Here is a 25,368-nt window from a genome sequence, read left to right as displayed (position 1 = left end):
TTCACGTAAATAAAAGATGTGCTGCAGAATCTTTCAGATGATCCTGCAGCACATCTTTTATCAATCTATATAATTTTTACCATTCTACTCTACGCTTGTGTAATACCCCGGCGCATACATCTGGATCGAATAAAAATCATCCCCTGACGGGCTTTCTTTACTTGCAAAAATCTCCGGTCCATAAGCTGTGGTAAATCCGTTGACACTGTCATCTGTCTTACTAACGATCATATCCTCGGTATTGATCAGTTCCTGATATACCTCCTGTCCGCTTAGATCCGTATCCAGATAGCCGAATTCCTGGAATGCAGCTTCCAGCACGTCCACGATCTGGTAAAAGGCCTCCTCATTGCTGCTGTAGGCACCGATCCCATGGAGATCGTCCGTTGCCGTGTCAGCGTAGATGGTAATGCTTCCCACATACTCCCCGTCACGACTCAGATAATAGGCCTGATCTGTGTTGTACCAGCTCATATCGTCCGAAGCATAGTTGTAGCTGTATGTGTCCTCCATCGACCACTCAGAAAATCCGTACTGCGGCAGGAGCCGGTCCAGGGCGGCCGTCACATCCGCAAGCTGGGCGTCATAGTGACCGTAGTTTGTACAGTTTGTTCCGATGGCCCGCACCTCCTCGTCGGAGAGCTCGCCCTCTCCAAGGACCCCCACGGCATTGGAATCTGCAGAGGACCAGAGATCGCCGCTGGACGAGTCGAAGATGTTCTCGATCCCGTAGATCGATTCCCTGATCGCATGGGTGATAAGAAACAGCAGGTTTCCGCCGACGGAAAATACCAGCCAGATGATCACGACGATCAGAATGCCGGTAAACGGCTTCTTCCGTCCACGTTCGGAGTTTACACGGTCCATGATGTTCTTCTCGGACTGGCTGCTGTAAGTTCCACTCTGGCAGGTATCTGCCTGGCTGCGGTACTGTTCAAGCTGGCTCTTCATATGTTCGAACGCATTCCGCTGTCCCGTCATCCGTTTTCCCATATTCTGGAATGGATCCGCTGTCTTCTTCTCCCGATTTGTCTTTTTCTTTCCGCCCTGTATTCTGGTTGATGTCCCATTCCCTTTAAATATGCCCGCGTACGAATCTGTACCGGACGTGCTGCTTCCAGGGTATTCGCTTCCGCCATCATGGTACAGGCAGTCTGACTCATGGCGAGGATGTCTCTCATTTAAATAGTAATCCACATCCTGTACATATGGATGCCACACGATCCTTTTGCATCCGCTGCAGTATAGACCCGATGTCATTTTCTGGTCGCAGTATGGACAATATTTCTGTTTCATCCGTTGTTCCTCCTGTCGGTATTCCTCTTTTCAGGTCATTTTAATTTTGTATTTTAAGCCCAACAGCTAAATTTCCACTCTCATTTTAACATAGGTTTCCGGTATACACAATCGAGATTTTACATCGTCAGCCCGATGCCTGATTCTTGTTACAGTACACGGGCACTCCTTGCCCGCGCACTGTAACAGGATTTTGCCGATGCTTCGCATTCCGAATCGGCAAAATCCACTACCACCACTGTATTGTACGGAATTTTCAGTTCAGAAAATTCCTACCCATGAAAAGTAACTGATTCTTTTCCCAAAACGAAAAAAGACTCAGAGCAGCCACTTTGCATGGTCTCTGAGTCTTCTCACACTGATATACTGCTTTTACCGGTTCAGGATCTCCATAAATTCTTCTCCTGTGATCGTCTCCTTCTCGAGAAGATATCCGGCAAGTTCGTTTAATTTTGCTGCATGGTCTCTTAAGATTCCCATTGCCTTCTCGTACTGTGCCTTCACGGTAGCGATCACCTCGTCATCGATGGCTTTCGCTGTCTCCGGTGAGCATGCGAGGGAGGTGTCTCCGCCAAGGTACTGGTTCGTCACGGTCTCAAGGGCAACCATACCGAACTGGTCGCTCATACCGTAGCGGGTCACCATAGCGCGGGCAAGCTTTGTGGCCTGTTCGATATCGTTGGAGGCACCGGTCGTGATAGAGTGGAACATAAATTCCTCCGCCGCACGGCCGCCGGTCAGGGTTGCGATCTTGTTAAGTGCCTCCTCCTTGCTCATAAGAAGGCGCTCGCCATCCTCCACCTGCATCGTATAGCCGAGAGCACCCGATGTTCTCGGAATAATTGTGATCTTGTGGACCGGAGCGGAATTGCTCTGGCACGCTGCAACGAGGGCATGACCGATCTCGTGATAAGCGACGATCCGGCGTTCATTTTCCGATACGGACGCATTCTTCTTCTGATAACCGGCGATAACAGTCTCAACGCTCTCCTCCAGGTCAGCCTGGGATACAACGCGGCGTCCCATGCGGACGGCACGGAGCGCGCCCTCGTTGATAATGTTCGCAAGCTCGGCACCGCTGGCTCCGACAGTCGCTCTCGCGATGGCGTTAAAGTCAACGGACTCATCCATCTTGACATCTTTTCCATGTACCCGCAGGATCGCCTCACGGCCTTTGAGATCCGGGAGTTCCACCGGAATTCTTCTGTCGAAACGGCCCGGTCTCAAAAGAGCCTTATCGAGGGTCTCTGGACGGTTTGTGGCCGCCAGGATCACAACACCCTTTCGTCCGTCGAATCCGTCCATCTCTGTAAGAAGCTGGTTTAAGGTCTGCTCACGCTCATCGTTTCCGCCCATGCCGCTTCCGTCACGCTTTTTACCGATGGTATCGATCTCATCGATAAAGACGATACACGGCGCTTTCTCATTTGCCTGCTTGAAGAGGTCCCGGACCTTCGCGGCACCCATGCCGACGAACATCTCAACAAACTCAGAGCCGGAGATTGAGAAGAACGGAACATGCGCCTCACCGGCAACAGCCTTTGCAAGTAATGTTTTACCTGTTCCTGGAGGGCCTACGAGGAGCGCGCCCTTCGGAAGTGTGGCACCGATATCGGAATATTTTTTCGGATCATGAAGGAAATCAACGATCTCCTTTAAGGCGTCCTTCGCCTCCTCCTCACCTGCGACATCCGCGAATGTAACACCGGTCTCACTCTCCGCGTAGATCTTTGCATTCGATTTTCCAAATGTCATCGCGTTTCCGCCCATGCGCTTCGCCATGCTGCGGCTTAAGATCTGTCCAAGTCCGATCATGATCATGAATGGAAGGATCCAGTTTGTGAAGACTGCCATGATAGCGGATTCCTTCCGCGGGATCACCTTGTCGAAGGTCACTCCCTTACTGTATAACCGTTCTGTCAGATCCGGATCATCCCAGAGACCTGTCTTGTAGATCTGCTGTTTCCCATTGCTGTCTTTTGTGATGAATACGATCTCGCCGTTCGTGTCATCTTTTTCCACCTGTGCGACCTGTCCGTTGTCCACCATGGTCAGGAACTCGTTGTAGCCGACTTCCTTTACCTGGCTTTTCAGTGCGGACGGGAATACGAGTCCGTTTAACAGGACCGTCATGACCAGAATTATGATCATATAATAGAAAAATCCCTTAAATGAATTGAGATCATTCGGGTTCGGCTTTTTTCCGCCGTCTTTGGTACCCATACGTCTGCCTCCTTGATTTTCATTTTTCTGCAGAGCTTTTCATCGCATCCGAGCCTCTGCTGTTACTTTTTCTGCCTTTTACATGCTTTGTTTTCTGAAGATCTGCGTGAGATGACACCCTGTCATTTCGTGTGATATTTATCCTATATCAGGAAACATTGAAAGTCAATGGAATTTATGGAAGTTTCTGAAATGTTATATTTTTTTTAGAAATTACCATTTTTCTTTCTGTCCGGCGGAGTTTGCAGGTTTCCAAACTTTTTTTATTGTTCTTCTTGACAAACAATCCTTTTCGTACTATGATACCCATAACCAAACAAGAAAAACCGTTGAGAAAGAGGAGTACATTTTCGATCGTGTTTTCACAGAGAGCTGCAGGCGGTGGGATTGCAGTATTGCACTGGAAATGGAATGGACTTTCGAGGGCAGTCCTGAATTTTAGTATGGACTGACGGCTACCGCAGTCGTTAAGAGAGCGGCGTATATGTTGGTATACGAAAAAAGCGGACCGAAAGGTCAAATTGAGTGGCACCGCGGATATGAAATTCGTCTCAAGCATCAGATTCTAAATCGATATCTGATACTTGGGATTTTTTTTATACAAAAATAAGTGCTCTGCACCGTACAACATCCCGATCCCCAAAAACCTTCGCTCCACACCTCCAACAACTACTCGGCAAAACGGCGGTCGCCGCAACAGGACCTGCCGCAGCTGCAAAACATCTTTATCAAAAGTAGAAGAGGAGAACAAAATTATGAAAAAATCCATCAAAGCAATCATCGCAGCAACCTTCACCGCAGCACTCCTTGCAGGCTGCTCTTCTAACACAGCTTCCACAACAGCTGCTGAGACAACGACAGCCACAGCAACAGAAGCTGCCGCAGAGACAACAACGTCTGAATCCGCAGACGCAGCAGATACAGCTCTTGCAGACGGTTCCTACACCATCGGCATCAACCAGTTCGCAGTCCACGGCTCTCTCGACAACTGCCGCGAAGGCTTCCTTGAGGGGCTTGCAGAGAACGGTATCGTTGAAGGAAAGAACCTTACCGTATTAGAAGAGAACGCACAGGCTGACCCAGGGTTAGCAGCACAGATCAGCACAAACTTCGCCGGACAGAAGGTGGATCTCATCTGCGCGATCGCAACACCGAGCGCCCAGAGTGCATACAGCGTCGGCAGAAAGAACGACATCCCGGTCATCTATACAGCCGTTACGGATCCGGTTGCAGCCGAGCTCGCAAACGCTGACGGAACTCCGGTTGGCAAAGTGACAGGTACCAGCGACAAGCTTCCGGTCGAGCAGCAGCTCGAAATGATCCGCGCGATCCTTCCGGATGCGAAAAAGATCGGAATCATGTATACAACAAGCGAAGTAAACTCCGCTTCCACTCTGGCTGAGTACAAGGAAAAAGCCGCTGACTACGGTTTCGAGATCGTTGAATCTGGCGTTTCCTCCGCAGCAGACATTCCACTCGCTGCTGACAGCCTCTTAGAGCAGGTCGACTGCTTAAACAACTTAACAGATAACACCGTCGTTGCCTCCCTTCCGCTGATCCTTTCCAAGGCAAATGCGAAAAACATCCCGGTATTCGGAAGTGAGATCGAGCAGGTCAAGATTGGCTGCCTCGCTGCTATGGGACTTGACTATGTAGATCTTGGAAAGCAGACAGGACGCATGGCTGCAGAAGTTTTAAAGGGCGAGAAGAAAGCAAGTGAACTGAACTTCGAGGTGATCGAGACTGCTGCTTTCTACGGAAACTCCAAAGTCGCTGAGGATCTTGGAATCACTTTCCCGGAGGATCTTGCTTCCAACGCAAAAGAGTTATTCACTGAGATCACACAGTAGTTCAACAAATCTCATCCACTTTTAATAAGGAAGTCGGATGATCGGCAACATAAACCATCATGGTCCGGCAAAGCGATTTTCCGCTTCTGCCGGACTTTGCAGCAACATGTAATTGCGGGATTTTCCCCAGTTACTGATTTTCGGAGGATATCATGGCAATCTTATTAGGAATCTTTGAGGAAGGGCTGATCTACGCGATCATGGCCCTGGGCGTCTACATCACCTACAAGATCCTGGACTTCCCGGATCTGTCGGTTGACGGAACTTTCCCTCTGGGCGCAGCGCTGACCGCGGGACTGATCGTAAAAGGAGTTTCCCCAGTGTGGGCACTTCCGCTCTCCTTCTTTGCGGGTGTTCTCGCCGGATGCGTGACCGGTGTCATTCATGTAAAATGTAAGGTCCGCGACCTGTTTTCCGGTATCATTGTCATGACAGCCCTCTACTCCGTAAACTTAAGGATCGCCGGAATGAAGGCAAACCTTCCGTTCCTGTCCCAGGATACGATCTTTGACAACGAGTGGACCAGAAACAGTCTTCCGGCATCCGTAAGACCGTACATCGTTGTGATCATTCTGGCTGTGATCGCCCTGATCTGCAAGTTCGTTCTCGACTGGTACTTAAATACGAGATCCGGCTATCTTCTCCGGGCAGCCGGTGACAATGATGCTCTCGTTACATCTCTGGCAGAAGACAAAGGCCGGGTGAAGATCATCGGCCTTGCGATCGCCAACGGATTCGCAGCCCTCGCAGGCGGAGTGCTCGCCCAGAAGCAGGCGTTCTTCGACATCTCCATCGGAACCGGAACCATGGTCTTCGGTCTCGCGAGCGTGATTCTCGGAACACAGCTGTTCCACCGCTTCGGAAAGCTGAAGGCAACCACCGCTGTTATCGCAGGCGCAATTCTCTATAAAGCGTGTGTCGCTTTCGTTATTTCCATGCGGATCGTAAAGGCGACCGACCTTAAACTTATCACTGCGGCAATTCTTCTTCTGATCCTGATCGTCAGTGATTCCATGAAGAGAAAGGGGGCACACCATGCTTGAGTTAAAAAACATCAGTAAATATTACAACGCAGGCACTGTAAATGAAATGTGCCTCTTTAACGATTTCAACCTCAGCATCGATGACGGCGAGTTTGTTTCCGTTGTCGGCAGCAACGGATCCGGCAAAACTTCCATGTTAAACCTGATCTGCGGCAGCATTCCGGTGGATTCCGGCACCATCGTCATGGGCGGAACCGATATCACAAAAATGCCGGAGTACAAGCGCCAGCGCCGCATCGGCCGCGTCTACCAGCACCCGGCGATGGGAACCTGCCCGAATATGACGATCCTCGAGAATATGGCTCTCGCGGACAATAAGGGAAAGCCGTTCAATCTTCTTCCCGGAACAAATAAGGCCCGCATTGACTTCTACCGCGACCAGTTAAAAATTCTCGGTCTCGGTCTTGAAGATAAGATGGGGGTAAAAGTCGGCGTCCTCTCCGGTGGACAGCGTCAGGCAATGGCTCTTTTAATGTCAACCATGACTCCCATCGAATTTCTGATCCTTGATGAGCACACGGCCGCCCTTGACCCGAAGACGGCAGATATTATTATGGAACTGACCGGAAAGATCGTTGCGGAAAAGCACCTGACGACCATTATGGTCACACATAATCTCCGGTTCGCTGTAGAGTACGGAAACCGTCTTCTGATGATGCATCAGGGGCATGCGGTCATGGATAAGAAAGGCGAGGAAAAGGCGAACACGAAGGTGGATGATATCCTTGACATGTTTAACGCGATCAGTATTGAGTGCGGCAACTAGTCCGCGTATTGTCTGAATTGATCTTGCAAATTTATGTAACAGGGAATTTCTCGGAATTTCCTGTTACATAAAAAAGAGCTGTATGCGGCCGGAACTGGAATGACCAGTTTTCGGGGCATATGGCTCTTTTCGTTTTTGGGGGTATTGACTCATTGAGTCGAATCGCTCACTCGCAAACACGCGCTTCGCGCTCTATTGTCTGCTTCGCAGACAGTTTGCTCGTTAGCGGCGCAGGAAAAACAAATGTCGCCGGAGGCGCCGCTTGTTTTTCCTCTGCGCTCGCTATATCTTTATTTTCGTCCACTTTCCACTCTTAAATCTCCAGTTCGTCAGGCACACTCTCACGATCTGGTCGCACACGATTCCGAGCCAGATACCGACAACTCCAATCTCCAGTACATAGCAGAACAGGTACGCACAGGACGGGCGGACGATGGTGATGCTGAGGGTCGAAGCACAGGTGGTGAACACCACATCTCCCGCACCCCTGAGGCAACCCATGTAAATGACCTGGGAGATCTGCAGGAGTACGATCACAGTCATGACCTGCATGATCCGGGCACCCATGGCGATAATATCTTCCTCAACAAAGTACAGGTGAAAATACCAGTTTCCTAACGTCAGGTACAGGATCGACAATACGATGGAGATCATGTTTCCGATCCTCTGGCAGATTGTTCCGTACATGACCGCCAGATCCGGGCGCTTCTCCCCGAGACTCCGCCCGCAGAGCGCAACGGCAGCCACCTGCATGCCGTCGCCGAAGGAGAATGACAGGTTCATGACATTCATGGCCACCTGGTGCGCCGCGTAGGCCGAGGTTCCTAGTCTCGCCGCCATGATCGATACAAGAAGGAAACCGGTCCGCATGAACACCTGCTCGATGAAAACGCTGGAGGCGATCTTTGCCATATTCTTTGCCGGTTCCAGGGTGATGCGGACGCGCTCTTTTATAATGTAGGGAATGCTGACAAAATTGTCTTTCGGGATCAGGGAGCAGATGCTCATAATGCAGGCAACCACGGTTCCAAATACAGTCGCCAGAGCCGCGCCCGCGATTCCCATCGCCGGAAAGCCAAGATGACCCTGAATCAGGAGATAATTTCCGATCATATTGACCACGTTAGAAGTCACGTTGGTTCGCATGGCGATCTTCGTGTTTCCGGCACCGCGCTGGGAGGCGTTGATGGCCATGGAGATGATATTGAAGATCATGCCGCCCATGATGATCCGGAAATACAGGACCGCGCTCTCCTGAGTGTCCTCGTTGGCACCGCAGAAGCGGATGATCGGTTCCGCAAAAACCACCGCCGCTATGCTGATCAAAATTCCGACAACGACTGTGAAGATCAGCGCCATCAGGAGAACCTGGTTCGCGCCGATCCGGTCTTTCTCACCGCGACGTCTCGCCACCAGGGCAGATACGGATACATTCATGGCGATAAAGATACACAAGCCGATGAATTTCGGCTGCGTTGTCAGACCTACTGCCGCCACCGCGTATGCGCCGATGGAGCTCACCATCAGCGAGTCCACCATGCCCGCCAGGGCAATAAAAAAGGACTCCATCACCGCAGGCCAAGCCATCTGGAATGCGATCTGGTATCCTTGTTTTCCTCCACCCATAAATTTCTGAAGTCTCGTCTTTTCGTTTTCCGGCATTCTCATCACTCCTGTATGTCTGCTTTTGGCATCTTTAAAATATTTTTCGGTGTGTTGCTCTGATTCTTATTAGATTTATTATACAATACGGTGAATGTAAAATCAAAGTAAAAATTAGTAACTGTGAAGGTACCGAATTTCTAACATTGAGGGCGTAAACAGTAACGGTACCGAACAGTTACAATAAATATAGTTTTATGGTAACTATTCAGTACCTTCATAGTTACGTGCAAAAATCCATTCCAGATCAGCTTCGCTGATGGGATTTTTGCCTTCCAGCCTATGTTTTCTTACGGTCAGCGCAGCAAGTGCGCAGACCTACTGAACAGTTACGTTTTATGTAATCTTGCTTCATCAGCACTTTTATCGTACAATTATTATGTTGTCCAACCGATACCCGGCAACGGGAGGAGGTGGGTCTTTTGAATTTGATACTTTCGTTTCTTGTCTCCTGTGCGGCTGGTGTAGCCTGCCACTACATCATCAAATGGTTAGATGGAGACAAGTAGGGCAACACTAGCCTGGTGGTTTATTATCCACCATAAAAAATAAGAAGAACCCCTCAGTATTCGCGGTACTGAGGGGTTCATTCTTTTTTGTCCTTTGAATCTGATACTTTCTTTGCCTAACGGCATTATATCATATGTGTTTTTTATTTGCAATATTCCAACACACGTTTAAAGCTGTATTTTTATATGCAGTGTTACTGTACACGCATGCGTGTACAGTAACGTGATTTTGCCGATGCTTCGCATTCCAAATCGGCAAAATCTGCTACCAGAAGTGTATCGTGCGGAATTTTCAGTTCAGAAAATTCCTACCCGTGTTCAGTAACTATGCAGTTACTGTTCCTCCTTGCGCAAACAGTAACTGATTTTGCCGATGCTTTCCAGATTGGCATAATCCACTGCCACCGCTGTATTGTATGGAATTTTCAGTTCAGAAAATTCCTGCCCGTGCACATTGACCGGTACCGAACAGTTACAATAAATATAGTTTTATGTAATATTGTTTCATTTGTGGTTCTACCGTATAATATTTATGTTGTCCAACCGATACCCGGCAGCGGGAGGAGGTGAGCTTTATGCAGTTTTTATTTTCATTTCTTGTCTCCTGTGCGGCTGGTGTAACCTGCCATTACATCATCAAATGGTTAGATGGAGACAAGTAGGGCAACACTAGCCTGGTGGTTTCTTGTCCACCATAAAAAAATAAGAAGAACCCCTCAGTATTCGCAGTACTGAGGGGTTCTTTCTTTTTTGCTATATGCAGTTTTTATTTTCTTTGCCTAACGGCATTATATCATATGTATTTTTTATTTGCAATATCCCAACACACGTTTAAAGCTGTATTTTTATATGCAGTTACTGTTCCTCCTTGCGCAAACAGTAACTGATTTTGCCGATGCTTCGCATTCCAGATCGGCAAAATCCACTGCCACCATTGTATTGTACGGAATTTTCAGTTCAGAAAATTCCTGCCTGTGTCCAGTAACTATCTGCTGCCTGCACCATTATTCTCAACTTCTGGAAAATCCCAGTGTCTTCTCCAGATCCTTCTTAAACGTCAGCACATCTGTGGAAAGCTCCGCGATCCGGGCATCGGTCATGCGGCTTACAGGGGCGGAGATGCTGAGGGCATAGACCGGCTCCTTGTGGTAGTCCGGGATGCTGACCGCAATACAGCGTACACCTTCCTCGTTCTCCTCATCATCCATCGCATATCCGGCTTCCCGCACCCCGCGGATCCGATCCATGAGATCTGACAGACTCGTCACTGTATACGGTGTCAGGGAGGTGATCTCAGAACTGTTCCAGATATCTTCGATCTCAGGATCCGGCAATTCCGCAAGCAGCGCTTTGCCGACACCGGAGCAGTATAACGGGATCCGGCTCCCAACTCTCGACACCATGCGGATCGAGCTGACTGTGGACTCCACTTTATCGATATACACGGCCTCCGTTCCCTCTCTGCGGACCAGATGCACCGTCTCTCCCGTCTGCTCCGAGAGCTTCTTCAGAGACGGATGGATCAGGGACGCCATATTCGTCTGTTCCAGGATCTTACTTCCGATCTCCAGAAATTTTAAGGACAGCGCATATTTTAAGGATTCCTCGTCCTGACGGATATAGCCCATGTACTGGAGTGATGTCACGAGGCGGTGCGTCGTGCTCTTATGAAATCCAAGCTCAGCGCTCAGATCCATGATCCCCATAGGGCCATTTTCCGCCAGACGCTCGATCACCTGGAACAGGCGCTCTGCGACCTGGATCGGATTTTTTCCTGTTTCTTCCATTCTGCTTGTTCTCCTATCTAACCCGGCAGATCATTCCTGCCAGCCGGGTATTCGCGCAGATATAACTGCAGCTTCCTGCACAATTTCTTAATTTGTGCCTGTTTGGCAAATCTGCAGGATTGCCGCGCAGTCCACTGCCGATCATATAAACCGTGTCTTCTTCGTCATTTCCACGAACTCTCTGTTCGTCCTTGTGCGGGCAAACATATCCAGGATCTTCTCCACAGATTCTTCTGCCTTCATGGAGTTTGTCGCCTTGCGGACGATATCCACAGCTTCCGCTTCCTCGCTCGTAAGCAGGAGGTCGTCGCGTCTTGTGCCGGACTTTAAGATATCGATGGCCGGGAAGATCCTCTTCTCGGAAAGTTTTCTGTCGAGTACAAGTTCCATGTTGCCGGTACCCTTAAATTCCTCGTAGATCACGTCATCCATACGGCTTCCGGTATCGACGAGGGCTGTTGCGAGGATCGTTAAGCTTCCGCCCTCTCTCATGTTTCTCGCTGCACCGAAGAATCGCTTCGGCATGTGGAGAGCCGCCGGATCAAGACCGCCGGAAAGTGTGCGTCCGCTAGGCGGAACAACGAGGTTGTAGGCTCTCGCCAGTCTCGTAATACTATCCAGAAGGATCATCACGTCGCGTCCATGCTCTACAAGACGTCGCGCGCGCTCGATCACCATCTCAGAAACGCGTTTGTGGCGCTCCGGGAGCTCGTCGAAGGTGGAATAGATGACTTCCACGTTCGGTCCCACAACGGATTCCTTGATATCTGTGACTTCCTCCGGACGCTCGTCAATCAGGAGGATGATCATATGCATGTCCGGATAGTTTGTCGTCACGGCTTTTGCCACCTGTTTTAACAGGGTCGTCTTACCTGCCTTCGGCGGGGACACGATAAGACCACGCTGTCCTTTACCGATGGGGGCGAGAAGATCCATGACTCTCATGGCCGTCGTATTTTTTCCGCCTCTGACTTCCAGATTCAATCTCTGGTTCGGGAAGATCGGGGTCAGGTCCTCAAAGTTCGGGCGGCGTTCCACGACACTTGTCGGGTAGCCGTTGATCGTCTTCACATAGAGGAGTGCCGCAAATTTCTCTGTTGCGGATTTCACTCTGCGGCTTCCGCGGATGATATCACCGGTCTTCATATTGAAGCGGCGGATCTGGGACGGAGCTACATAGACGTCGTTGTCGCCCGGGAGGAAGTTCTCGCAGCGGATAAATCCGAAGCCATCCGGCATAACTTCCAGGATTCCGTTTGCCTCGATGCCGCTGTCAAGGTCCTGGAGGTCGTTCTTCGGGTCCGCAGTGTAGCTCTGGGTTCCCTGGTTTCTTGTCTGGTAACCTGCCTGGTAGGTTCTTGTGCTCTCCTGGATGCCCTGGGCGTCCTGGACACTGTTCTGGCTCTGGCGGTCCTGATAGGAAGTGCCCTGTGTCTGTGCATCCTGACCTGCGGACTGGCTGTTCTGTCTGTCCTGATAACTGCCGCTCTGACGGTCCTGATAGCTGCCCTGACGGTCCTGGTAATTATTCTGGCGTTCTCTGTAGTTATTCTGGCGGCTCTGGTATCCGCCCTGGCGGTCATTTCTCATCTGGCGCTCGCCGCGGTCCTGACGATCAGATCTCTCATAGCGTTCGGTTCTCTCCTGACGTCCTGTATGTTCCTGACGGTCTGCACGCTCCGATGCCGCAGACGCCCTCTCCGGTGCCGCGCTTTCCGTTCTCGCGCTTCCAAAACCGTTTCCAGAAGCTGCTGCCTCTACAGCTGTCCCCTGTGCCGGCACTGCTGTACTTTCTCTATTTTCACTGTTTCCCGCCGCTGCCTTTTGGCTGTCGGCGCTCTCCGCTGTCTCGCAGAGACGGTCAATTAATTCTGCTTTTCGTAAGCCGCTGATATTCTTGATTCCCTGGCTCTTTGCCAGCTCTTTTAACTGAGTCAGCGGTAATGTCGCTAATTTTTCACGCATAATGGATACTCCTTCATTCTTATTCCGGTTTTATCGTCTCGTTGGGAATCATAAAAGATTGTAACAGCCTCTCCGTCCCCGGACCGGCTGCCTTTGAACCATTAGATTTGAAACTCTTCTCCGATGGGATCACCGCAATTACGCAGTATCGGAGGATCAGTATATCTCATTATAACGCACACATTATAAAAAAGAAAGAGGGAATTTTACAGATTTGGAATACGAAGCATCTGCACAGTTCCCTCTTTCTTTATTGTCTGCAGCATCTACAGCTTAATTGTCTTACCGCGTATACAGCGCTCAGGCAGCTCAGCGAATTATTTCACAAAATTCCTTATTCTGTCTCCCCAGCTTCTCTCTTGATAAACTCCATATGCTCCCGGATCTTCTTCTCATACCCGTTCTCCGACGGCTCATAAAACCGCATTCCCTCCACTCCGTCCGGCAGGTACTGCTGGGTGACATAGTGGTTCGGGTAGTCGTGGGCATACTTGTAGCCGAGACCATGTCCAAGCTTTTCAGCGCCCTTGTAGTGCCTGTCCTGAAGATGGGCAGGTACCGGCATGGTCCGCGTATCCGCCACGGTCTTCATCGCTTTTGCGATCCCCATGTATGCCGCGTTGCTCTTCGGCGCGGTGGCGACATAAGCTGCCGCCTGGGAGAGGATGATCTGGCTCTCCGGCATGCCGATCCGCTCAACGGCCTGGGCCGCGCTCACCGCCACCACCAGGGCATTCGGGTCCGCGTTTCCCACGTCCTCCGACGCACAGATCATGATCCGTCGGGCAATAAATTTCACGTCCTCGCCGGCATACAGCATCCGCGCCAGGTAGTAGACCGCAGCGTCCGGGTCAGAACCACGCATGCTCTTAATGAACGCGGAGATCGTATCGTAGTGGTTGTCCCCGTCATGGTCATAGCGCACCACCCGTTTCTGGATACATTCCGCCGCCACATCGATCGTGATATGGATCTTTCCGTCATCGGATTTATCTGTCGTCAGGATTCCCAGCTCCACTGCGTTCAACGCCGCTCTCGCGTCGCCGTTCGCCACATCCGCCAGGAAATCCGCCGCCTCGTCGGTAATATCGGCGCCGTAGGTTCCCATTCCTTTTTTCGTATCATAAACCGCCCGCATCACAAGTTCCCGGATATCCTGCTTTTCCAGCGGTTTTAACTCAAAGATCCTGGATCTTGACAGCAGGGCGTTGTTCACCTCAAAGTACGGATTCTCCGTTGTCGCGCCGATCAGGGTGATCGTTCCATCCTCAACAAACGGAAGCAGATAGTCCTGCTGGGACTTATTAAAGCGATGGATCTCGTCCACGAAGAGGATCGTCTTCTGCCCGTACATACCGATGGAATCCTTGGCGTTCTTTACGATCTCTTCCATATCTTTTTTCCCGGCTACAGTCGCATTGATCTGCTCGAACCGGGCACTTGTCGTATTTGCGATCACTTTCGCCAGAGTCGTCTTTCCCGTTCCCGGCGGGCCGTAAAAGATCACGGATCCAAGCTTATCCGCCTTGATCGCACGGTAGAGGAGCTTGTCCTTCCCGATAATATGTTTCTGCCCGACCACCTCGTCCAGAGTCGTCGGACGCATCCTGGATGCTAACGGCGACTCCTTTTCCATCGTGTTCGCTCTCATATAGTCAAATAAATCCATGGCAGCTGCCTTTCTGCGTTTTGCAGCGCTCCGTTTCCGCATGAAATATCACCATCTGCGCGCTGCATCCATTACCGCTCTTTTTGCAGGTCTTAATCGACCATCAGTTCGTCTACTGTAACAAAAGTATACCCTTTCGCTGTCAGGTTGTCAATGATCCGAAACGCCGCTTCCACAGAGGTTTTGAACTCGTCATGCATCAGGATAATGTCCCCGTCCTCCGTATCTTTCACCACTTTTGCGGTGACTTTCTCCGTATTTTTCAACCGCCAGTCGATGGAGTCCACATCCCAGAATACGGGGATCATGTCCACAGCCTCCTCCAGCTTCGCATTCCAGCTCCCATATGGCGGACGGACATACTCCGGCCAGTCCCCGGTTACTGCCCGGATCTTCTCCCGTGTGTCACAGAGTTCTTTCGCTGCGTCGGAAAGCTTCTCTTTTGTGAGGTCTTTGTGGGTCAGGCAGTGAACACCGATGAGATGTCCGTCCTTTGCCATCTGCTTTACGAGATCTTCATTTCCGTCGATGCATTCGCCCACGAGGAAAAAGGTCACGCGGATTCCGCGTTCCCTGAGGCCGTCTAAGAGCGGCTTTGTGTATTTGGGATTCGGGCCGTCATCAAAGGTGAGTGCCGTATACTTTTTTGCGATGTCTTCCTGCTGACCGTACAGATCTGATACAGCCTTTTCCGATCGTCCGGCTCCGCTGTGATCATGTCCCGAAACCTCAGTGGTCATCCCTTCGCCCGGCACAGGGATTCTTCCCGTATCGACTGGTTTTCCCTCGTGCGTATCAAATATTTCCCCTCTTCCCTTCCACATCCGCACTGCCCCCCAAGCCAGGATCATATCCACGATCAGGATCACAATAAAAATAAAAACTTTCTGTTTGAATTTCATACGCTCCTCCAGCTGCATGTATTACCGATACGTAACTGTTCGGTACTCACAGTTACGCGCAAAAATCCATTCCAAATCGGCTGTGCCGATAGGATTTTTGCCTTCTATTCTAAGTTTTCTTACGGTCAGCGCAGTAAATGCGCAGACCTACTGAACAGTTACATCGATACAATATATGCGGCCGCCCCACACTTTACCGCTCTGTTTTCTCCCTCAAAAAAGACAAAGCCCCTGAAACAGCTGTATTGGGGATAAGCTGCTTCAGGGGCTCTGCCTGCTCAATATGTACCATAATATTTCCCTTTTCAGGGAAATCCACACCGGGAACATGGATTTTTTCGCCGTGGCGAGACAGCGGGCCTCCCGGCCTTCCATTTTCCTGGCAGGCATCCAATCTGCCAGAAAACCGGTCTCTATCACATCCACCACGATGTGATTCTGCAACGATCCGGCGTCTTCATAGCTGCATGATCTCGTAACTGTTCAGTACCGCTATCATTGCATGTTTTCTATAACAAGGAGTGAAATACATCTGTCTCAAGTGGGTGGACTCGGGATCCCTGTGAGTGGATCCCTGGTCCGGAAAAGGATGGGTATTTATAACTGAAAGTTTGTTTTCCTTCCTTTTTGTTTGGTGTCTTCATTATATGCCATACTATATGGAATGTCAATAGTTATTTCAAACTTTTTGTTTGCATTAATGTTATTTTGTTGACAAACAGTTTGTCATATGCTATTCTGGACTTACATCGAAGCCTGCAGAGGCATTTCTTTATACCTCTGTTTTGTTATTTTTTTCACATAGCGTATATACGGCGAACACCCCGGGGGAGATGTCCGTTTTTGACGCTTATCTTATGGGGGTACATTTATGGAAATTTCCCAGTATCTTGACTTTGACTTTCTGATCCGTTTTCTCGAGGGACTCCAGAAATTTTTAGGCGAAAACAGTGAGATCCTGATCCACGATTATCGGAAAGGATACGATCACACCATCGTTTACGCCTTAAACCCGGTGGTCAGTGGCCGTGCGGTTGGCGGTTCACCGAAGGGCGGAATGATCACGCAGCTCGGAAAAGATATCGAGCCGATGAAAGACAGCATCCAGACCTTCTCCAATGGACCGAAAGACCGTTTCTATAAATCTTTCACCACACTGATCCCGGACGAAAACGGAAAGATCGTTGGCTCTGTCTGTGTGAATCTGGACGTCTCGGATCTCCTGAATGCGCAGCGTGCGCTGGGTGCTTTTGTTCAGTACCCGATGACCCATCACGCGCCGACAAATGATATCGATGCCCTGGCCACAAAAAATGTGGATGACATTCTTAAGTACTACATGAAACAGGCGGAGCTTCTGGTCGGAAAACCGATGGGACTGATGAACAAGGAGGAAAAGATCCGCGCATTGGACTACCTCGACCAGAAGGGTGTCTTCAAAATTTCCAAGACCAGCGTTCTTCTCTGCGAGACGCTTCAGGTATCAAAATATACGCTCTACAACTACCTTGAGGAAGCACGGAGCGGACGCGGGGATAACAGCAGCGAAGAATAGCTCGCTTCTCATAAAAAACCGGAGTACAGGCATCTTGATATACTTGTACTCCGGTTTACATTTCTCGCAACTGTTCAGTACCTGCATAGCTGCGAACAAAAAGCCCATTCTATTAGAGCTGTTTCTGTGCCACCTCAATAACACATTCATGTTTCTTCGTCACTCTGTCATAATTAATTCCAACCAATAGCAGATTTCCCTGATAATCTTTTAAAGCACTTCCATAATTCTTTTCTTTGATCTGGTTCAGCGCACCGGCTGCGCTTTTATCCCACTTCAGTTCAATCACCACCGCCGGTTTATCCAGATGCGTCTTGCGCGGAATCATACATATATCAGCAAAACCTTTTCCTGAAGGTAATTCGCGGATCATCGTATAGTATTCCCGTGCAAAATAGAATGCAAGATTGACCGTGCAACTGAGCGAATTCTCGTCATTATATTGAAGAATCGACATTTCCTCATGCGCTTTATCAATTCCGGAGGCGACAGTATCCGCATCCATTGCCCACAATGCCTCTAATAATTTTCTGGATGACTCCACGGAATCTGCAACTCCATGCCAGTTCATTGTACTGATCGCATTTACATACTCCTGTGAGACCTCTTTGTTTGGTATCGCTGCAGTTTCTCTGATACTGTCATAGGTTAAATATCCAAGATGAACCAGTAATGTCAGAATATCATCTTTTGTCGCAAATGTGGTCATATCATTGCTGAAGGTTCCAATATTGATTGATACCGACTCACCTGCAAGCATTCTCACCACTGAATCCTGCAGACCATCCATATCCATTTGGATATAAATCTTCAGAGCTTCATATGTTTCTGTCTGATTCCAATAAGTACCGAATTTGTGCCGCAGCATGGCTTCAACAACAGACTTTGGACTGTACATGGAGTAATATCTGTCACCCGATTGATGATGAGCAATCAGATCATATCCATCATACCACTGTTTTGCCTCATCGAAACTCATTTGATACTTTTTACACAGGTCCGATACTTCCTGCTCTGTAAATCCAAAATATTCTGCCATATCACCAGGATCTGTCATGGAATACTCAGTAAACATGTTAAGTGCCGAATGGGATCCATATTTTTTTATAGGCAGAATTCCTGTCATATAAGCCAGAGCAACATAATCCTTGTCCTTAAGCCACGCGCGAAGAAAATCCAGATATTTTTTCTGCGCATTCTGATCCTGCTGATACTCCCGGAAAAGGCAGTCCCACTCATCGATCAGAATCACAAAAGAACGCTTTGTTTTCGCATAGATATCTTTCATCACCTGAATCAGATTATTTTCATCCCGGAACCGAATATCTCCAAAATGTTCCACAAGATCAAACACCAGGTATTTCTGCAGCATGGCCAGCATATCATCCATGTCGTGGGTCATGCTGAGAAACTCCTGCATATTGACTTTGATGACATCATATTGGTTCAGATAAACATGGTAAGAAGCTGCCCCGCTGATTTTTAGAGACGCAAACAAGCTGGAGGAATCCTCTCCCCGGTCATAATACGCAGCCAGCATATCTGCTGCCATTGACTTTCCAAAACGCCTTGGCCGACTAACACACAGGAACTTCTGCCGGGTATTCAGAACCGCATTTGTCTTCTCGATCAGTCCTGTTTTATCCATATAAATTTCCGAGTTTAAACTTTCCTGAAATCCTTTGCTTCCCGGATTCAGATAGCTTCCCATGTGACTCCCTCCCTGCGAAATATATTTATATTACTCTTATTATACCTGATTCTGATTGAGATCACAAGAACCGTCCGCCTTTATGCCTTATGAAACCCCTTCCGATAACAGAGTGTCCTGATCACGAGCTACCGATGATCAGCCGAACGTCTGCCAGACCGGCAGGTTCAATTTTCTGTCAGATCGTCACATTCTCCAGCACCTTCAGCTGATCCAGCCCGGCGCTTCCGCCTGAGATCAGGAAGCAGACCTTCTCATCCTTTTTCACCTTCGCAAGTCCCTGTAAGACCGCACCGACGGTGATGGCGGAGGACGGCTCGCAGAAAATCTTTCCCTCTGTCAGGAGCAGCTTCCATGCTTTTAACAGATACTCATCCTCCACATCAAAAAATCCGTCCACGTTCGCCGCCACATACGGATAGCACTGGTCTCCCGGCATCTGGGACACAAGAGCGTCCGCGATAGACTTTTTCTGTTCAACCTTCACCGGCTTTCCGGCCGCCAGACTTGCGCTGTATCTCGGAAGTGCTGCCGGCTCTGCTCCGTAGACCTTAACGCTGTTATCCATACCTTTCACCGCCGTTGAGACACCGCCGATGAGTCCGCCGCCGCTGACCGGAACGATGATTGTATCGATCTCCGGACACTGTTCCAGGATCTCGATTCCCGCGGTTCCCTGTCCGGCCATAATATCCTCGTCATTATATGGCGGAACCATCGTCGCATTTCTCTCCCCGCAGATCCGCTCCGCAACGTCAAACCGCTCGGATGTCTCACACTGAACGACCTCCGCTCCCAGCTCTTTGATCGCATTTACTTTAATAGCCGGTGCCGTATACGGCATCACGATCGTCGCCTTTGCACCAAGCTTCTTTGCAGTATACGCCACTGCCTTTCCGTGGTTTCCCGAAGATGCCGCGACGATCCCGCAGCTTAACTGCTCCGGTGTCAGCATCCTGATCTTGTTGACCGCTCCGCGAAGCTTGAACGCACCGGTGATCTGCATGCACTCTGCCTTCAGATACACCTGACAGCCCAGGTACTCATCCAGCTTTTCCAGACGGATGAGCGGTGTTCTCGTCGTGTACGGGGCGATCCTGTTTTTCGCTTCAAAAATTTTTTCCAAGGTAAGAGACATATGTTTTTCCTCCTCTGCGTTGATGCTTTGATTGTACCATCCGAAACCCCAGATGTAAAACAAAAGAGGAGCCAGATTTCTCTGGCTCCCAAAAAGGGGTATTTAAACATATGAGATTGAGCTAAATATAAAGGGCAGGTCTTCTGTCTTTAAAGGATGGAAGTTTGCTCTCCACTTCCTTGATCCGATCCGTATCCACATATACCGGAATCAGTTCTTCTCTTTCATTTCCAGCTGCAAAGGCAACTCCCATCGGATCGACTGCTACACTCTCACCCATCGCTGTGCCTCCGCACTGATCGCACGCAAGTACGAAAAATGTGTTTTCCAGTGCTCTGGAGGTAATCAGTGTACGGAACTGATGACTCTTTAAATCGCCTTTGAACCATGCAGTCGGCATGATGACGATCTCGGCTCCTTTGGCCTTCTGGTAACGTGCTACTTCCGGGAAACGAACTTCGTAGCAGACAAATAAACCGAGTTTTCCAAACGGAGTATCTACTGGCTCAAAAAACTTGTCTCCAGCTTTATACTCATTGGATTCCTTGTATCCGAACGCATCATATAAATGCGTTTTTCTGTAAGTCTGTACGATTTCTCCCTTGTTATTCACCATAACAACTGTATTGTAACAGCGATGATCAGCCGGATCCTCAATGGTCTCCTTCATTCCGAATGTGAGCCATACATCATGATCTGCGGCTAATTTTTTCATTCCCTGCACAAATTCTCCGTCCAGCGGTTCCGCAACCGCATTTGCTGTTGCAATGTCTGTACCAGCCGGAAAACGGCTCATAAAAGTTTCTGGAAAAATAATCATACCCGGATGATATTTTTCTGCTGCTTCCTTTACTAAGCTGTCAGCTTTCTCGAGATTATCTTTTGGATATTCAGTTGGTGCGACCTGTGCCATAACAAATAAGCTTTCCATGTCTTTCTCCCACAGAATTTATTTCCCTTATCATACTACATATCACACACTTTTTCTATATACAGATTCAGTGTTTTATTTGGCCCTAAAAAGCCATTTTTTAGATTCCGACAGAATACAGAAAGAGACAGGCATCCCCGTCTCTTTCTTATCGTACACAGTTCTTTCCCCCATTATCAGCTCTTTACGATCGACCGATTATCTTTATCCCCACACCATCTTTCTTTTCCTACTTAACCCACTTTTCAACCTTTTCCACATGGAATTTAACAGCATGGGCTATCTGCTCCAGCGGCAATCCTAGTTTTCGAAGATTTATGGCCGTCAATTCAGCCTGCGTCTCTCGTCCTTCCTCATAACACTCTTTTTCCACCTCATCCATTGTCCGGTACATCTCGTTCACTCCCTTCGAATTTTCCTTGAGATACCTTGTTCTTTCTGCCAGCAATCCGTAATGCATGTCATCTGCATCTGCGCAGTTGAAATCATGCATCAGCTTTCCAATGGCGGAATCGTCACGGTACTCTCCGTTCACATATAGAATATGTGCCCCATCACCAAACGGTTGGTTTAATGTCTGATTCATATTCTGGATCATATACACCGCCTTTCCCGCCTGATAATAATCCTTTTCTGTGATAAAAATCCCCCCCCCCCTCAAATTGTATTTTTTCAACAATCCTAAAAAAGCGGATCTGATATGAACTGTTGATTGTGTGACTTTTCCCCGTAGGGCTCGCCGAGATAGGTTTCGAAAACACGTGTTATTGCCGGATTTTTGTTTTTATCCCTACTCACCCATACAATAAAACGTAAATTCTCCTTCTGCCAGGAGCTTCCCCGTATCGGTCTCCACGACCTCGGCTTTTGTAAAGCAGACGGTCTTCCCGCGCTTTGTGATCTTCGCCAGCCCCTGAATGTTTTTTGCGCTGCTGCCGCGAAGGAAACGGAAGGAGCTGTCCAGAGTCACATATTTTCTTCCGTCATTTCTCGTCACAAGTCCCGCGGCAACCTCCGCCATCACGAACATCAGGCCGCCGTGGACGGTCTGCATGGCATTCAGGGAATCCTCTGTGATCTCAGCCCGGACCTCGGCCCGGTCTTCCGATAATGCGACCGCACGGATCCTGTTGTGAAGCATAAATGGGTTTGTTTGATTCACACGCTCCATCTGTTCTACATACGTTTCTTTTCCGGGATTCTCCATATCATTTCCTCCATATTTCTACTTCTGTTCTTCTGCTTTTTCACATGATCTTCTGTCTATGACGATGATCATTTATTCGTGCAGTTTGCAGCATCGATGGCGATCGCCAGCATCAGTGCCATAATTTCGTCCTTCGGATCCAGAATGTCGATCACATAGGTATCGCCCCAATGAAACGGCTTCTTTGAAATATGGACCACCGCACAGCACTCCTCATACACATCGTAGTCCCAGGCCAGAAAATCTCCCTCGCAGCGCCATCCGTTGTAATCCAGTTCATACCGCGGCTTAAAGAAGGAAAACTCTTTCTGCACACTTCCGAATTCTTTTCCATCGATCTCGATATCGAATGCCGGAAGCAGGGTAAGGAGGCGCTGTTTCACCATGCCGACTTCCCGTCCGCTCTTGTCGTATACGTGGATCTGATGCCCCAGTGCAAAAAATTCCGCTTTTACAAAATATTTCGGTTCTTCCTTCTCATCATACACGTCATATGTATCGGTCCATGAAAAAACTCTTTGTTTGATCAGCAGCTGCATCGTTTTCTCCTTTCTTAAAACGTCCGCTCCCATCCCGCAAACGCCTCATCCACCGCCGCCAGATATTCCGGCACATGCTGGGATTTGCGGATCTTTTTGGCTAATTTTTCACTGTCCGGAACCTCCTCTAACATATAGCTCCAGAGGTCTTTCATACGGAAAAGAAGATTTCTGTCGCCGGACATGGTCTCGCGGTAATATTCAAAGATCTCATCGTGGAAGGCACGGATCCGGGGCATGAGATTGTCCCCCGTGTTTCTGGACTCCGGTACTGTCTTTTCCGCCTGCTCCGGTGATGTCTCTTTGTTTCCGTTTTCTGTTCCTGCACAGACCTGGGCATTTTCCACACCGGCTTCTTCTATTTTTATCAACTCTGCCAGTGCCGGATTTCTGATGAGTCCCCTCCCGATCATCACGTTTTCCACCGTCGGGAATTTCTCCCGAAACTTTTTCATATGCTCTGCCGTGAACAGATCTCCGTTGTACACGATAGGATTCCGGCTTTCCTTTAAAATATCCGCAAATACATCAAGATGCGGAACACCTTTATAAAACTCCTTCTGGATCCGCGGATGCACCGTCAGTTCGCTGATCGGATACCGGTTGTAGATTGCCATGATCTCCGGCCACTCTTCCACTTCATTCTTTCCGATCCTGGTTTTAACAGAGATCTGGAACTCCCCGTTTCTCACCGACGCATCCGAGAACACTTCATCAAAAAAACGATCCAGATCATCCGGGTAAAGTAAAAAACCGGAACCTTTTTTCTTCGCTGTGACCGTCCCTGACGGACATCCAAGATTCAGGTTGATCTCCCGGTATCCCATCTCTGCCAATTTCTTTGATGCCAGAAGGAAATCTCCCGCCCGGTTCGTCAAAATCTGCGGCACCACCGGTACCCCCGCATTATTCTCCGGCAGCACATCCCGCATCTCCTTCACGCTCATCCCCTGCTCCGGTCCCGGTGCCAGAAACGGTGTAAAATATTTGTCCACACCACCGAAATACTTGTGGTGCAGATTCCTGTATGGATATGTTGTGATTCCCTCTAATGGGGCGAAATATAGATGCAGCATGTCATGTTCCTCGTATCTTTTCGTAAACTCACAGTTCTTCCTGAACTGTTTTTCTTATCGTACCACATTTGGAACGCCAGGGCAAATTATAAATCTTTTTCTCTGACTCATCTGGACCTACTCGTCCACTTAATCATTTTCCTGCCATGTTTTTTCACCCCTATTTTCATCTCTTCCCATATATTTTTCTTATGCCCCGCATCGGATTTTCCTCTTACAATTTTCCCTTTTTTTCTCTGCCTTTTCTCTGGAAAACTGTTATTATTTCATCTATACTATAGATACACAGAAAGCAGAGGTGTTTTATATGACAGAACTCAGTATTCATGAATTATCCCTTGGTTTTTCCCATGACAGACAGATGCTTGTGGAGTTTCTCGCAAAGCATCATTTAAATTATGAGGACGATATCGAGGCGGCGTTCGGAGTGTTTGATTCAGATGAGAATCTCACAGGATGCGGATGCTGCGCAGGAAATCTTTTAAAATGTTTTGCGGTAGATGAGAGTCTCAGAGGTCAGAATGCTCTCGGAAGTCTCGTGTCCAGACTTGTCGAAAACCGGTTTGAGGCAGGGCATTACGATCTTTTTGTGATCACCAGACCGAAGAACAAAGTGCTTTTCACATCCTGCGGATTTTATCCTCTGGCAGAGACAGAAGCTGTCCTGATGCTGGAGAATAAGAAATCCGGACTGGACAACTATTATAAGAAATTTCTCGCCGGGACAGATACCGATGAGAACGTGGGCTGTATCGTCATGAACTGCAATCCCTTCACGAAAGGTCATCTCGCGCTGATCACTTACGCGGCAAAATCATGTTCCCTGCTCCATATCTTCGTGGTTGAGGAGAACCGTTCCTGTTTCCCGTTTGCAGACCGGCTCCGCCTTGTCCGTGAAGGAACCGATCATCTTCCAAATGTCATCGTACATCCATCCGGTCCATATATGATCTCCAACGCTACATTCCCGACCTACTTCTTAAAGGACTGCGAGGACGCGGCGAAGATCCAGAGTGAGCTCGACATCACGCTGTTCGCGTCGAGGATCGCTCCGATCCTTCATATTACAAAACGTTTCGCCGGAGAAGAGCCTTTTGATCCGGTAACAAGACGCTACAACGAGGCAATGATCCGCATTCTCCCAAAATACGGCATCTCCTTCATCAAGATCGACCGGATCACCACAGAGGGACCGGATGGAAAGCCGGAGGTCATCAGTGCTTCCAGAGTTCGGAAATTGTTGGATGAGCAGGGCGTGACCGACGAAGTTCTGTCGCTGGTGCCGGAGTGTACGGCGAAGTATTTAAAGGAAAGCTTTAAGTAACTGCGAATTCTCCTGCAGATCCTGTTCTCTGACGTTTTTTCAGATGCATGATAGCTGAAATGCTGTGCAAAAGTAAAGCGGACATTCGCAATCCGCTTCGCTACTTGCTCATGAACGCAGTCGCTTCGCGATCTGTCAGTGGGAGCTTTCAACACCCACTGACATAAGCATCCCACTCACTCACCGCTTAGTGCTCCGCGCACTTGAAGCGGGGG

General features: G+C 49.0%; 19 protein-coding genes and 1 other annotated feature. Of the genes, 5 read left to right on the top strand and 14 right to left on the bottom strand.

Features of this window, described 5'->3' with window-relative positions:
* Positions 1-84: 84 nt before the first annotated feature.
* Both DW677_RS05380 and ftsH read right to left on the bottom strand, forming a co-directional pair.
* Complete coding sequence (locus DW677_RS05380; protein ID WP_117566629.1) at positions 85-1,296, bottom strand: hypothetical protein; 1,212 nt, start codon at positions 1,294-1,296, stop codon at positions 85-87.
* Between the two features lie 372 nt (positions 1,297-1,668).
* Complete coding sequence (gene ftsH, locus DW677_RS05375) at positions 1,669-3,519, bottom strand: ATP-dependent zinc metalloprotease FtsH (protein WP_021905601.1); 1,851 nt, start codon at positions 3,517-3,519, stop codon at positions 1,669-1,671.
* 320 nt (positions 3,520-3,839) lie between these two features.
* Positions 3,840-4,076, top strand: a binding site (T-box leader).
* 198 nt (positions 4,077-4,274) lie between these two features.
* On the opposite strand from ftsH, the gene DW677_RS05370 reads away from it, so the two are divergent.
* From DW677_RS05370 to DW677_RS05360, 3 genes are all read left to right on the top strand, one after another.
* Positions 4,275-5,369: an ABC transporter substrate-binding protein gene (locus DW677_RS05370; RefSeq protein WP_117566628.1), complete on the top strand. Its 1,095-nt coding sequence runs from the start codon at positions 4,275-4,277 to the stop codon at positions 5,367-5,369.
* Positions 5,370-5,521: 152 nt separating this feature from the next.
* Positions 5,522-6,412: an ABC transporter permease gene (locus tag DW677_RS05365; RefSeq protein WP_015553324.1), complete on the top strand. Its 891-nt coding sequence runs from the start codon at positions 5,522-5,524 to the stop codon at positions 6,410-6,412.
* Complete coding sequence (locus DW677_RS05360) at positions 6,405-7,178, top strand: ATP-binding cassette domain-containing protein (protein WP_015553323.1); 774 nt, start codon at positions 6,405-6,407, stop codon at positions 7,176-7,178. Before DW677_RS05365 ends, DW677_RS05360 begins: the two co-directional genes overlap by 8 nt.
* Positions 7,179-7,460: 282 nt before the next feature.
* Here DW677_RS05360 and DW677_RS05355 read toward each other — a convergent pair whose 3' ends face one another.
* The 5 genes from DW677_RS05355 to DW677_RS05335 form a co-directional block, all read right to left on the bottom strand.
* A complete protein-coding gene (locus DW677_RS05355; protein ID WP_117566627.1) occupies positions 7,461-8,840 on the bottom strand; it encodes an MATE family efflux transporter in 1,380 nt (459 codons plus the stop codon).
* Between the two features lie 1,519 nt (positions 8,841-10,359).
* Positions 10,360-11,136: an IclR family transcriptional regulator gene (locus DW677_RS05350; RefSeq protein WP_117469192.1), complete on the bottom strand. Its 777-nt coding sequence runs from the start codon at positions 11,134-11,136 to the stop codon at positions 10,360-10,362.
* A gap of 141 nt (positions 11,137-11,277) precedes the next feature.
* Positions 11,278-13,101 (bottom strand): transcription termination factor Rho, encoded by a 1,824-nt coding sequence (gene rho, locus DW677_RS05345; protein ID WP_015553319.1) that lies wholly within the window; start codon positions 13,099-13,101, stop codon positions 11,278-11,280.
* 334 nt (positions 13,102-13,435) lie between these two features.
* Entirely contained in the window at positions 13,436-14,770 is a 1,335-nt protein-coding gene (locus DW677_RS05340; RefSeq protein ID WP_117566650.1) for a replication-associated recombination protein A, read from the bottom strand.
* Positions 14,771-14,862: 92 nt separating this feature from the next.
* Positions 14,863-15,672, bottom strand: a complete 810-nt coding sequence (locus tag DW677_RS05335; RefSeq protein ID WP_117471640.1) for a polysaccharide deacetylase family protein — start codon at positions 15,670-15,672, stop codon at positions 14,863-14,865.
* An 871-nt stretch (positions 15,673-16,543) separates the two neighbouring features.
* Between DW677_RS05335 and DW677_RS05330 the strand changes: the two genes are divergently transcribed.
* Positions 16,544-17,227: a helix-turn-helix transcriptional regulator gene (locus DW677_RS05330; protein WP_117566626.1), complete on the top strand. Its 684-nt coding sequence runs from the start codon at positions 16,544-16,546 to the stop codon at positions 17,225-17,227.
* A 112-nt stretch (positions 17,228-17,339) separates the two neighbouring features.
* On the opposite strand, the gene DW677_RS05325 is transcribed toward DW677_RS05330, so the two are convergent.
* From DW677_RS05325 to DW677_RS05295, 7 genes are all read right to left on the bottom strand, one after another.
* A complete protein-coding gene (locus DW677_RS05325) occupies positions 17,340-18,938 on the bottom strand; it encodes an AAA family ATPase (RefSeq protein ID WP_117566625.1) in 1,599 nt (532 codons plus the stop codon).
* A 178-nt stretch (positions 18,939-19,116) separates the two neighbouring features.
* Positions 19,117-20,076: a threonine/serine dehydratase gene (locus tag DW677_RS05320; RefSeq protein ID WP_117566624.1), complete on the bottom strand. Its 960-nt coding sequence runs from the start codon at positions 20,074-20,076 to the stop codon at positions 19,117-19,119.
* A gap of 121 nt (positions 20,077-20,197) precedes the next feature.
* Positions 20,198-21,007 carry a carbon-nitrogen hydrolase family protein gene (locus DW677_RS05315; RefSeq protein ID WP_117469189.1) on the bottom strand — a complete coding sequence of 270 codons (810 nt, stop codon included), beginning with the start codon at positions 21,005-21,007 and terminating at the stop codon, positions 20,198-20,200.
* A gap of 229 nt (positions 21,008-21,236) precedes the next feature.
* On the bottom strand, positions 21,237-21,605 hold the full coding sequence (locus DW677_RS05310; RefSeq protein WP_147324932.1) for a hypothetical protein: 369 nt from the start codon (positions 21,603-21,605) through the stop codon (positions 21,237-21,239).
* 192 nt (positions 21,606-21,797) lie between these two features.
* Positions 21,798-22,214, bottom strand: a complete 417-nt coding sequence (locus tag DW677_RS05305) for a PaaI family thioesterase (protein ID WP_015553277.1) — start codon at positions 22,212-22,214, stop codon at positions 21,798-21,800.
* 68 nt (positions 22,215-22,282) lie between these two features.
* Complete coding sequence (locus DW677_RS05300) at positions 22,283-22,753, bottom strand: LURP-one-related family protein (RefSeq protein ID WP_021904473.1); 471 nt, start codon at positions 22,751-22,753, stop codon at positions 22,283-22,285.
* 14 nt (positions 22,754-22,767) lie between these two features.
* Positions 22,768-23,829 carry a tRNA-dihydrouridine synthase family protein gene (locus DW677_RS05295; RefSeq protein ID WP_242990494.1) on the bottom strand — a complete coding sequence of 354 codons (1,062 nt, stop codon included), beginning with the start codon at positions 23,827-23,829 and terminating at the stop codon, positions 22,768-22,770.
* A 307-nt stretch (positions 23,830-24,136) separates the two neighbouring features.
* Between DW677_RS05295 and citC the strand changes: the two genes are divergently transcribed.
* Positions 24,137-25,153, top strand: a complete 1,017-nt coding sequence (gene citC, locus DW677_RS05290) for a [citrate (pro-3S)-lyase] ligase (RefSeq protein WP_117483755.1) — start codon at positions 24,137-24,139, stop codon at positions 25,151-25,153.
* Positions 25,154-25,368: the final 215 nt, after the last annotated feature.

The sequence above is a fragment of the Clostridium sp. AM25-23AC genome, assembly GCF_003435125.1.
GTDB lineage: Bacteria > Bacillota > Clostridia > Lachnospirales > Lachnospiraceae > Pilosibacter > Pilosibacter fragilis.
Note: the sequence above shows the minus strand (reverse complement) of the source record. Positions and strands in the feature narration are given on the sequence as shown.